11 protein-coding genes are annotated in these 11,254 nt (G+C 67.7%); 7 read left to right on the top strand and 4 right to left on the bottom strand.

Features of this window, described 5'->3' with window-relative positions:
• Positions 1–384 precede the first annotated feature (384 nt).
• Complete coding sequence (locus ACFUEJ_RS14295; RefSeq protein WP_078114053.1) at positions 385–1,095, bottom strand: CPBP family intramembrane glutamic endopeptidase; 711 nt, start codon at positions 1,093–1,095, stop codon at positions 385–387.
• A gap of 70 nt (positions 1,096–1,165) precedes the next feature.
• On the opposite strand from ACFUEJ_RS14295, the gene ACFUEJ_RS14290 reads away from it, so the two are divergent.
• Positions 1,166–2,134 carry an arsenic resistance protein gene (locus ACFUEJ_RS14290; protein ID WP_226513419.1) on the top strand — a complete coding sequence of 323 codons (969 nt, stop codon included), beginning with the start codon at positions 1,166–1,168 and terminating at the stop codon, positions 2,132–2,134.
• On the opposite strand, the gene ACFUEJ_RS14285 is transcribed toward ACFUEJ_RS14290, so the two are convergent.
• Positions 2,109–2,843, bottom strand: a complete 735-nt coding sequence (locus ACFUEJ_RS14285; RefSeq protein WP_055475422.1) for a glucose 1-dehydrogenase — start codon at positions 2,841–2,843, stop codon at positions 2,109–2,111. The genes ACFUEJ_RS14290 and ACFUEJ_RS14285 overlap by 26 nt on opposite strands.
• 135 nt (positions 2,844–2,978) lie before the next feature.
• On the opposite strand from ACFUEJ_RS14285, the gene ACFUEJ_RS14280 reads away from it, so the two are divergent.
• The gene (locus tag ACFUEJ_RS14280; RefSeq protein ID WP_388030091.1) at positions 2,979–4,064 is read left to right on the top strand and encodes a diacylglycerol kinase; all 1,086 of its coding nucleotides are present in this window, start codon (positions 2,979–2,981) and stop codon (positions 4,062–4,064) included.
• Positions 4,065–4,164: 100 nt separating this feature from the next.
• On the opposite strand, the gene ACFUEJ_RS14275 is transcribed toward ACFUEJ_RS14280, so the two are convergent.
• Together ACFUEJ_RS14275 and ACFUEJ_RS14270 are read right to left on the bottom strand one after the other, a co-directional pair.
• Entirely contained in the window at positions 4,165–4,815 is a 651-nt protein-coding gene (locus ACFUEJ_RS14275; RefSeq protein WP_388030088.1) for a response regulator, read from the bottom strand.
• Positions 4,812–5,945: a sensor histidine kinase gene (locus tag ACFUEJ_RS14270; protein WP_388030085.1), complete on the bottom strand. Its 1,134-nt coding sequence runs from the start codon at positions 5,943–5,945 to the stop codon at positions 4,812–4,814. The genes ACFUEJ_RS14275 and ACFUEJ_RS14270 overlap by 4 nt, the downstream gene beginning before the upstream one ends.
• 160 nt (positions 5,946–6,105) lie before the next feature.
• Between ACFUEJ_RS14270 and ACFUEJ_RS14265 the strand changes: the two genes are divergently transcribed.
• From ACFUEJ_RS14265 to ACFUEJ_RS14245, 5 genes are all read left to right on the top strand, one after another.
• On the top strand, positions 6,106–7,020 hold the full coding sequence (locus ACFUEJ_RS14265) for an ABC transporter ATP-binding protein (protein ID WP_388030082.1): 915 nt from the start codon (positions 6,106–6,108) through the stop codon (positions 7,018–7,020).
• Complete coding sequence (locus ACFUEJ_RS14260) at positions 7,017–7,829, top strand: ABC transporter permease (protein WP_055475417.1); 813 nt, start codon at positions 7,017–7,019, stop codon at positions 7,827–7,829. Before ACFUEJ_RS14265 ends, ACFUEJ_RS14260 begins: the two co-directional genes overlap by 4 nt.
• A gap of 103 nt (positions 7,830–7,932) precedes the next feature.
• Positions 7,933–9,684: an alpha/beta hydrolase gene (locus ACFUEJ_RS14255; protein ID WP_388030078.1), complete on the top strand. Its 1,752-nt coding sequence runs from the start codon at positions 7,933–7,935 to the stop codon at positions 9,682–9,684.
• A 69-nt stretch (positions 9,685–9,753) separates the two neighbouring features.
• Positions 9,754–10,692 carry an AraC family transcriptional regulator gene (locus ACFUEJ_RS14250; RefSeq protein ID WP_226513424.1) on the top strand — a complete coding sequence of 313 codons (939 nt, stop codon included), beginning with the start codon at positions 9,754–9,756 and terminating at the stop codon, positions 10,690–10,692.
• Positions 10,692–11,246 carry a dihydrofolate reductase family protein gene (locus ACFUEJ_RS14245; RefSeq protein WP_388030075.1) on the top strand — a complete coding sequence of 185 codons (555 nt, stop codon included), beginning with the start codon at positions 10,692–10,694 and terminating at the stop codon, positions 11,244–11,246. Before ACFUEJ_RS14250 ends, ACFUEJ_RS14245 begins: the two co-directional genes overlap by 1 nt.
• The last annotated feature ends 8 nt before the right edge of the window (positions 11,247–11,254 follow it).

Raw genomic sequence — 11,254 nt, 5'->3', positions numbered from 1 at the left:
CACCTACCCCGACACTGGCCCACCCAACACGCCTTCACCACCCTGTGGGCCGCGGCCAACACCACCTGACCTGACGTCGCCACCCGCCCACCCACGACCAAGGAACCCCAGTGAAAAGGCTGACACAGGTCAGCGAATACCACACGCCCACAACACAATCAGGCGATCACGCGCCCCAACCCCACCCCACCTGAACTCCTTCCACGGATCCAGGCTTAGGTGCGAGCGAAGCGAGCCACGAAGGGTGTAGCAACACGTCTCACCAGGCCCTTCGAGGCTCGTCGCTTGCGCTCCTCACACCTCAGGGAGCAGGGGTTATGAGCTTCTTTCGGATTAGGGAGCATGGTTCGTGGTGCTGCTGCGCGCATACCAGCGGTGTTCGATCTACGACACCTGCCAGGCCACCGCGGCACCGATCGCCCCGGTGGCGTTCAGTGCCCAGTGCAAGGCGATCGGTGCGAGGAGGCTCGTGGTGCGTTGCCGTAACCACCCGAGCACGAAACCCGCGGCCCCGGTTGCCACGACCGCGCCTGCGATGCCGGCGATCTGTGCAACCGTCCCGGCACCCAGTACGCCGCTCAGGCCTTCGTTGCCCGCGGTGAGACCGGTCGAGGACAGGATGTGCCACAAACCGAAGGCGATCGCACCGACGACCAGCGTCGTCAACGGGGCGAACAACCGGCCCAGAACCCCTTGCAGCACACCGCGGAACAAGACCTCCTCCGGGAGAACGGTCTGCAGCGGGATGATCACGAACGCCGCCAGGAGGGCCTCGGAGGTGTCGTCGTAGCGGTCGGACAGGAAGAACTCACGCGTCGCCGGGATCGCGACCGCTGTCGAGACCACCGCCGCGACCACGAGGACCGCGGCCACGGCGACCGGGATGCCGGCGCGCAGTTCCGCACGGCTCAGGCCGAGGTCCCGCCAGCCGAGGCCGGCGAGGCGGGCGATGCCCACGGCCACGACGGCGGCAACCGGGACGATCGCCACCGACAGCGGGCCGTCCGCGAGATGCGCACCGATGTTCACCGCGACGAGGAACACGATCACCACGACCAGTAGCGCGACGTCGGTGCGACGGGACGGGGTGATCACCCGGTCGAGTCTGCCGTACCGCGCCATGGCGGTGTCGGTGAACGCGGCCGCGGTGTCGCAGAATGATTCGGTGCCAAGACCCGCGACCGTCGTCGACCGCCTCGAACGTCACCAGGTCGCCCTCTACCTCGGCGCGATACTCGCCGGACTGTGTGCGGGACTGGCCGCACCCGGTCCCGCCGAGGGCCTCGAGTCGGCGATCACGCCGCTGCTCGCCGCGCTGCTCTATGTCACCTTTCTGCAGATCCGCCGGTCCGATCTCCTGGAATCGCTGCGTGACCGACGGTTCCTGGTCGCGGTGCTGTTCCTGAACTTCGTCGTGGCGCCTCTTGTGGTGGCCGTGTTGTCCTCAGCGCTGCCCGCCGACGACGCGATCCGTCTCGGCGCGCTACTGGTGCTGCTGTGTCCGTGCGTCGACTACGTCGTCGTGTTCGCCGGGCTCGGCGGCGGGGACGCCCGACGACTCCTTGCCGCGACGCCGCTGCTGCTCCTCGCCCAGATGCTGCTGACACCGCTGTATCTGGTGCTGCTGCTCGGTGACGGACGGTCGGTGATCGAGCCGGAGCCGTTCCTCTGGGCGTTCGCTGTCCTCATCCTCTGCCCGCTGGCACTGGCGTGGCTCACCCAGGCGTGGGCGGAACGATCCGAGGCGGGTCGTCGAGCCTTGGTCGGCGCCACGATGACGATGGTCCCGCTCATGGTGGCCGTACTCTTCGTCGCCGTGAGTTCCCAGGTACCTCTCGTCGGTTCGCGTTTTGCCGACATCGTCGGGGTGATCCCGGTCTACGCCGCGTTCCTCGCGATCATGGTGGCGGCCGGTGTCGCGGTGGCACACATGTTCCGCCTGGCCCCGGAGCCGTCGACGGCGGTCGTCTTCTCCGGAGCCACCCGCAACTCGCTCGTCGTCCTGCCACTCGCGCTGGCGCTGCCGGTCGGGGCGGAACTGGCCGCGGCGACGGTGATCACGCAGACACTCGTCGAACTGATCGGGATGGTCGTCCTGGTGTGGGCGTTCACTTGTGTGGCACGTCGGCGCTGAGGCCGCCGTCCATCACGAACTCGGCACCGGTCGCGTACGAGGACTCGTCGCTGGCCAGGAACACCACGAAGGTCGACACCTCGCGTGACTCCGCGGCCCGACCCATCGGCACGGTCACCATGTCGTCGGGGATCCCCTCGGTCATCGGCGTCCGGATGAGACCCGGGTGGATGGAGTTCACCCGCACGTTGTGCGGAGCCAGTTCGAGCGCAACCGATTTCGCCAGACCACGCACGCCCCACTTGCTCGCGACATAGCCGTGCGCCCAGGGACTTCCGCGCAGGCCCTCCACCGACGAGACGTTGATGATCGAGCCACCGCCGGCGTCGATCATCAGGTCCGCGACCGCCTGGATTCCGAGGAACGTGCCCGTCAGGTTCACGTCCAGGATCTGCTTCCACTTGTCCAGCCGGAACTTCTGGATCGTCGAACCGTTCACGATGCCGGCATTGTTCACCAGGACGTTGACCTTGCCGAACTCGTCTACCGCGGTGGACACCGTCGTCTGCCAGTCCTCGGGCGAGGTGACATCGAGGTGGACGTAGCGCGCCGCGTCCCCCAGTTCGGCGGCCAGCGCCTTGCCCTCATCGTCGAGGATGTCGCCGATCACCACCTTCGCCCCCTCGGCCACGAGGGCCCGGGCGTGCTCGGCGCCCATGCCCCGCGAACCACCGGTGATCACTGCAACCTTGTCGTCTACGCGTCCCATGGGCGGCAACGCTACCGCGACGAGCGCGAAAATAGAACAGGTTCCACCGAAAAATGGTCTACTGAACAGACAAACGTCCGGACAGGTGTACACCACGCCCCACCGGCGCCGATCGAACACAAGGAGTTCCACGCCATGTCCTTCCGGGTAGCTCTCGTCGGAACCGGCAACGTCGGCCGGTTGTGCCTCACCCAGCTGATCGAGGACCCGCGGTTCGAACTCGTGGCCGTCTGCGTGTCCACCCCTGAAAAAGTCGGTGTCGACGCCGCGACGCTCGCCGGGCTGGAGACACCCACCGGAGTCCTGGCGGTGGGCGACCTCGACGAGGTGATCGCGACGAAGCCGGATTGTGTCGTGTACTGCGCCATGGGTGACACACGTCCCGTCGAGGCCTTCGACGATGTGGTGCGCATCCTCGCCGCCGGGATCGACGTCGTCGGGTCCTCCCCGAACACGCTCCAGTACCCCTGGGACGTGATGCCCGCGAAGGCGATCGCCAAGATCGACGAGACCACCGCGGGCAGCGGCGCCAGCCTGTTCGTGACCGGGGTCGATCCCGGTTTCGCCAACGACCTCATCCCGTTCGTCTTCGCAGGCACCTGCCAGCACATCGAGCAGGTGCGCTGCATGGAGATCGCCGACTACGCGACCTATGACGGGGCGACCGTCATGTTCGACGTCATGGGCTTCGGCAAACCGCTCGACGAGACCCCCATGCTGTTCCTGCCGGGGGTACTGGGGTTGGCATGGGGAACGACGATCCGGCAACTGGCCGCCGGTCTCGGCGTCACCGTCGACGACATCGAGGAGATCTCCGAAAGCGAGCCTGCGCCGGAGGATTTCGACATCGCGGCCGGTCACATCGCTGCGGGCACCCGCGCGGCCGTGCGTTTCGAGATCATCGGCAAGGTGGCCGGCGAACCCGTGATCGTCATCGAGCACGTGACGCGGCTTCGAGGTGACCTGCGGCCGGACTGGGCGCAGCCGGCTCAGCCCGGCGGGTGCTACCGCGTCGAGATCACCGGCGAACCGTCGTACACCGTCGACATCATGCCGACGAGCCGCAAGGGTGACCACAACCACGCCGCCATCGTCGCCGCGGCCGGCCGGATCGTGAACGCCATCCCCGCGGTGGTCGACGGGCCCGCGGGACTTCGCACCACACTCGACCTTCCGCTGGTGACGGGCCCGGGGGTTTCGACAAGCTCAACCGGCAGGTAGGCGGCTCCGCGCCCACGGAATTCGCAAACCCACCCCTTTTCCGTAAACGCACCACGCTCGGACCGGGTGGGTTCACGGAACAAGGGTGGGTATGCCGACGTCACACCATCCCGGCGTCGTGCATGAGGATCGCGACCTGGACCCGGTTGCCCGCGTCGAGTTTGGTGAAGATGTGCGAAATGTGCGCCTTGACCGTCGCAAGACTCATGTAGAGCCGTTCGGCGATCTCGGCGTTCGACGCCCCGCGGGCGAGCTCTACGGCCACATCACGCTCGCGTGCGGTGAGTCGGTCGACACGTTCGACCGCGGATGACGTCCGGTGACCGCCGCTGGTGACGACCTGCTTGATCAATGCGGCGGTCACCGAGGGACTCAGGGCCGGTCGACCGTCGAGCACCTGGTGGATGGCCGCGACGATCTCGTCGGGTGGCGTGTCCTTGAGCAGGAATCCGTCGGCACCCATCGCGAGCGCGCGGACGACGTAGTCGTCGGCGTCGAAGGTCGTGAGCACGATGATCGCGGGTGGCGAGGCCAGTGCCTTGAAGCGGCCGGTGGCCGCGATCCCGTCGAGCCCCGGCATCCGCAGATCCATGAGGACGAGATCCACGGGCGCCGTGGCATGGGTGTCGAGGGCCTCCTGCCCGTTGCCCGCCTCCGCGACGATGTCGAGGCCGGCATCACCGCCGAGGAGGAGCCGGAGTCCGGAACGGACGAGGGGGTCGTCATCGACGATCATGATGCGGGCGGTCATGACTGCCACGGTAACCAGACGTGCAACAGGAACCGTTTGTCGTCGCTCACGGTCACCGACTGCCTGCCGCCGTGCAACCCGACCCGCTCGGCCAGGCCGACGAGGCCGAATCCTGATGTGGGAACACCTGAACCCGCCGTCAGCGGTAGCGGATTCTCGACGAGCAGATCCACACCGTGCTCGGGTCCGCCCCGGATGTGCATGGTCACCGGCGCGCTCGGCGCATGACGCCGCGCATTGGTCAAGGCTTCCTGCACACACCGATACAGCGTGCGTGAGATCGCCGGGCCCAGCGAATTCACATCGATGTCGCATCGGCTGTCCACACGCATCCCCAGCCGGAGCGCCTCCTCGATCAGCGCGGCCAGGTCCGGAACCCCTTGCGGTTCCTCGGGCGCGGCGTCGCCGGGCCCCTCCCGCAGAACCCCGAGCACCTCCCGCAGCTCGGTCAACGCCAGGTGCGAGGTCTCCTGGATGGTCTGCGCCGTCTCGCGGATCTGCTCTCCGGACAGGTCCGAACGGTAGGCCAATGCGCCCGCGTACATGCTCATCGCCGAGATCCGATGCGCGAGGATGTCGTGCATCTCGCGTGCGATCCGCGCCCGTTCGAGCGAACGCGCCTGCATCACCTTCGCCTGCTGTTCGGCCTCGGAGGCCAGCGCGCGCGCCTGCCAGCTGGCGAGAAGCTCACGCCGCGACCCGATGTAGAGACCCCACGCGACCATCGCCGCCGTCGCGACCACCGTGACCGAGTAACTGACGATGACGGGATCGTTCGCCTCGGTCGGAGTGGCGAAGAAGGCGAGGGCGATGATCCCCGCGACAACGGACAACACCGCCTGCGGGATGATCTCGCGCCACCGACGCCGGGTCGACAGGGACACCATGGCGAGAATGCCCGGTCCGAGAGACGACGACGACACGATGGTCACGATGTTCGTGAACGTCGTGACCGGTACGGGATGGCTTCGGCGCCACCAGATGACGATGTAGGAGAGCACCCCGAGTGCGAGGTCGGCGACGAACCACCACCGGGCCTCGTCCCACAGGTACGACGCACGGGTGGCGAAGGTGCCGGCCGAGACGCAGAGCATCACCGCGAGCCGCCACAATCGGCCGGCCCACGTCATCGGTGGTTGGTACTGCTCAGGACGCACAACCGTCACCGTAGTCGGGCGCCGGTGGTGCCCGCGCCCTCCCGATGGGTGTCGACCCCTACGACTTTCGGTCGATACGACGCTGTCCGGAGGTCCGATGTGCGCGCCATCCGGGAACGACACGATGGACGACATGATCACAGTGAAGAATCTGACGAAGCGCTACGGCGACTACGTCGCAGTCGACGACGTGTCCTTCACCTGCCGCCCCGGGCAGGTGACCGGATTCCTGGGCCCCAACGGCGCCGGGAAGTCGACGACGATGCGGATCATCGCCGGGCTGACGCCGCCGACGTCGGGGGTGGCGCAACTCTACGGCGTCGACTACCGGTCCATCCCGAATCCCGGCACGCAGGTCGGCATCCTCCTGGACGCCTCGGCTCAGCACGCCGGCCGGACGGGCGCGGAGGTCCTGCGACTGTCGGCGATGACCATGGGCATCGGCCACGACCGCGTCGACGAGATGCTCGAGCTGGTCAGCCTCACCCCGGAGGAGGCAGGGCGACGAGTGCGCAACTACTCCCTCGGCATGCGCCAGCGTCTCGGTATCGCCGCAGCCCTGCTCGGGGACCCGAAGATCCTGATCCTCGACGAACCGGCCAACGGACTGGACCCGGCGGGCATCCACTGGATGCGAACCCTGCTGCGCGGGTACGCCGATCGCGGTGGCACGGTGCTGCTGTCGTCGCACCTGTTGCACGAGATCGAGATCGTCGCCGACGACATCGTCGTGATCGGCAACGGCCGGATCGTGGCCCAGGGCACCAAAGACGAACTGCTCGCCGGCGCCGGGACACGCGTCCGATCACTCGACGACGCGACCCTCGGCGAGGCGCTGAACGCAGCCGGGATCACCGTGGGCCGCAACGCCTCCGGCGGACTCGATGTCGACGCCGACCCCGTCGACGTGGGCCGCGCCGCGGCCGCCGTCGGCGTCGTCCTCACCGAGCTGCGGCCCGCGGACGGCGCCCAGCTCGAGGCGATGTTCCTGCAGCTGACCGCGGACACCCAGCGTGAACACACCACACTCGAAGGAGCAGCTCGATGACCCTCGCCGACTTCGGCACCCCCGTGCCGCACACCGACGTGATCGACGTCGAGCGCCCCGGAATCCCGTTCTCCCGACTCGTCCGCGTCGAACTGCGCAAGCTCGTCGACACGCGTGCGGGTTTCTGGCTGACCGCCTCGATCGGAGTCATCGCGGCGATCGTCGTGATCGCGATGCTCATCGCGAACCGCAACAGCCCCGAGAACCTCAACCTCGGACAGTTCTTCGGGATGATGAACATCCCGACCGCCATCATCCTGCCCATCCTCGCGATCCTGCTCGTGACCGGGGAATGGAGCCAACGCACCGCGCTGACGACATTCACCCTCGAACCCCGACGGCAGCGCGTCGTCGGAGCGAAGCTGGTGGCGGCGCTCCTCACCGCCGTCGCGGCGGTCGCGGTCGCGCTCATCCTCGGCGTCATCGGCAACGGGATCGCCGGTCTGGCGTTCCCCGATCCCGCCGGCTCCTGGGACCTCACGCTCGCCGGGTTCGTGAATTCGTTTGTCTCGCAGACCTTCGGCTTGCTGCTCGGTTTCGGCTTCGCCGCCCTGATCCTGAACACCCCGGGCGCGATTGTCGCCTACTTCGCGCTGCCCACCGCTCTGACCGTGGTCAGCCAGCTGGTCCCGTGGTTCAAGGACAATCTCGGCCAGTGGGTGGACACCGGCCTGACGAACGTGCCCTTTCAAGAGGGCGACTGGGCGACCGGGGGCGAATGGGCGAGGATGCTCGTCTCGGCAGTGATCTGGATCGGACTGCCCCTGGCGTTCGGGGTGCTACGGATTCTGCGGTCCGAGGTCAAGTAACGGATGCCGCTGGATGGCACCACGGTCACGGTCGCCGTAAGCGCCGCTGCCACACCGCGATCGGTGTTACGGTTTTCGGGTTCTCGAGAAAAGAGGAACCCACGTGTCGTCGACCACGCCCACCTCGCAACCACCTGCCGCTCCGGAACCGGACGAAGCACCGGTTCCGGAGCAGTCCGGCGCCACCAGCCCGGCAGAAGGACAGAAGCCGTCGTGGTGGCGGCGGCGGCTCCACCGGTATTCCTGCGTCGGGTTGACGGTCGCGCTCGTCTTCCTGTGGCTGTCGGTGACGCCGTCGCTCCTGCCGCGCGGGCCGCTGTTCCAAGGCATCGTGAGCGGGGCCTCGGCCGCGGTCGGGTACGGCCTCGGTGTGCTGGTGTCCTGGCTGATCCGTTACATGATCTCCCGGGAGGAACCCTGGCCCGCGCCGATGCGCCGACTCTGGGCGGCGCTGGGCCTGGCCGCGATCGCGGGCACCGTCGTCATGCTGGTCGCGTTCCAGCGGTGGCAGGACCAGGTCCGGACGATGATGGGCGTCGACCTCCTGTCTTGGACGGCCTACCCGCAGATCCTGCTCATCGCCGTGGTGGTCTTCGCCCTGCTGATGACCATCGGGCAGGCGTGGGGCGACGGGGTGAAGTGGCTCGTCCGGAAACTCAATCGCGTGGCGCCGCCGCGTATCTCGGCCTTCGCCGCGGCGACCATCGCGATCATCATCACGGTGCTGGTCCTCAACGGCGTCGTCGCCAACTACGGTATGCAGGCGCTGAACTCGTCGTTCGCCGCGGTCAACGACGAGACGACCGCGGACTCCAGTCCGCCGACCACCCCGCAGCGCTCGGGCGGTCCGGGCTCGCTGGTGACCTGGGATTCGCTCGGGCGTCAAGGCCGGATCTTCATCTCGGTGTCGCCCACCGTGGAAGAGCTGAGCGCGTTCAACGGGTCCCCCGCCATGGAACCGATCCGCGCCTACGTCGGGCTCGGCTCGGGTACAGATCTGCGTGCCAATGCCGAACTCGCCGCAGAGGAACTCGTCCGCGCCGGCGGGTTGCAGCGCAAACTCATCGCGGTCGCCTCCACCACCGGCACCGGGTGGATCAACCAGGCGACGGTGGACTCGCTCGAGTACATGTACAACGGCGACACGGCGACGGTGAGCATGCAGTACTCGTACCTGCCGAGTTGGTTGTCGTTCCTCGTCGACAAGGAACGCGCGCGGCAGGCCGGGCAGGCGCTCTTCGAGGCGGTCTCGGAACGGGTGCGCGAGGTACCTGAGGCCCAACGCCCCAAGCTCGTCGTCTTCGGCGAGAGCCTCGGCTCGTTCGCGGCCGAGTCGGCGTTCGGGACCATCCCGGCGCTGAGCGCGCGCACCGACGGTGCGTTGTTCAGCGGACCGACCTTCAACAACAAACTGTGGGTGGACACGACCGGGTCACGCGACGACGGGACGCCGGAAGTGTTGCCCACCTACGACGACGGACGACAGGTCCGATTCATCGCCGACGCACCCGACCTCGACAAGCCGACCACCGAGTGGACGTCGCCGTCGGGTCGCGCGGTGTATCTGCAGCACGCCTCCGATCCGATCTCGTGGTGGAACCCGCGACTGATCCTCCGCGAGCCGGACTGGCTCGAGGAGGAACCCGGACGCGACGTGCTGTCGGCGATGCGGTGGATCCCGTTCGTGACCTTCTTGCAGGTCAGCGCCGACATGGCGGTGTCAGTCGGAGTCCCCGACGGCCACGGACACAACTACATGTCCGCGATCCCGGCAGCCTGGGCCAAGATCCTGCAGCCGCCGGGCTGGACCGAGGCCGAGACCGAACGTCTGATCCCTCTGCTGACGAGGGACTGATCGGCACCGCCGCCCGGTGGAGCAATTTCGGTCGGGCGGGAACGGCTTTCGCGGTTCCATACTCAGAGGGTGACCTCTACCGACCGTGACCGTCTCCGGCAGCTTCTCGACGCGGTGCTGTCCGAGGACAACACCTCGCTCGACGACATGGCCTCGGGCGCCTACGCGTCGCCGTTCCACTTCACCCGGCAGGTCCGGCGCGGTGCCGGCGAGGCACCGGTGGCCCTGCGGCGCCGCGTCCTCCTCGAACGTGCGGCGTGGCTCCTCCAGCGGGGACAGTCGGTGACCGACGTGGCCTTCGAGTCCGGGTACTCGTCCGTCGACGGCTTCTCGCGTGCCTTCAGCCGCGCCTTCGGACACAGTCCCGGCCGCATGGGTGCGGTGGGAGAGCACAGCCACTGGCTGCCGGCGCCGAACGGCATCCACTTCCACTCGCCCACTGCGCTGTACGTCGACAGCGGCTCACCCACGACCGAGGATGCGGGCAACGTGGTGATGCTCATGATTCGCCACGACCTCGACGACATCGAGGCGCTCCTCGACGCCGCGAAGGGGCTCGACGCCGCGTCGTGGACCGCGCCGCGTCTCGCGGGTAACCAGCTGCTGTCCTGGAGTGGACCGGAAGAGTCTCTCGCAGAGGTCATTTCCCATCTCGTCGGCGACAAACTCCCCTGGTTGTCGACGATCGAGGGAGCCGACCTGCCGCCGGCCGCACCGACCCAACTGACCGACCTCATCGAGTTGCATCGCGACATTGCACCGCGCTGGCTCGCCCTGATCCGTGACATCGACCGACGCGGCGCGTGGCAGGACCGCGTGATCGACGCCTTGTGCGACCCACCCGAATCGTTCCTGCTCTCCCAGATCGTCGCGCACGTGTTGACGTTCTCCGCACATCGTCGGCTCGTCGCCCGCTGGATGCTGCGGGACTCCGGCGTCGACGTCACCGCCCCGACTCTCGATCCCGACCCGATCATGTGGCACCGCAGACACTCCGGAGGATTCTGATGGCATTCCGCTACTACACGGCAACGACCCTCGACGGCTTCCTCGCCGACGACCGGGACAACCTCGACTGGCTGCTCAGCCAACCGCTCGAGGAGGGCGGGCCGATGAACTACGACGACTTCTTCCGGCAGGTCGGTGTCGCCGTGATGGGCGCGACGACCTACCGGTGGATCCTCGACCACGAGGTCTCCGACGGGAAGCCGTGGCCATACGACATACCGACGTTCGTCTTCACCCATCAGTCACTGACGCCGGTGTCGGACACCATCTCGGTGGTCGCCGGGAGCCCCGCAGACCTCCGTGACCGTCTGGTCGACGCAGCGGGCGACCGCCACGTCTGGGTCGTGGGCGGCGGCGACCTCGCCGCGCAGTTCGCCGAAGCCGGAATGCTCGACGACGTCATCGTGTCGATCGCGCCCGTCACCTTGGGGTCGGGCCGACCACTCTTCCCGCGCGCCTACGACTTCGAGTTGCAGGACTTCGCACGCAACGGCGCGTTCCTGTGTGCGCGCTACTCACCCGTAGGGCCGCGATCGACTCCCGCGAGGGTCTGACCGGTCGT

It is taken from the genome of Gordonia sp. NPDC057258 (genome assembly GCF_042668985.1).
In the GTDB taxonomy this organism is placed as follows: domain Bacteria; phylum Actinomycetota; class Actinomycetes; order Mycobacteriales; family Mycobacteriaceae; genus Gordonia; species Gordonia hongkongensis.
Note: the sequence above shows the minus strand (reverse complement) of the source record. Positions and strands in the feature narration are given on the sequence as shown.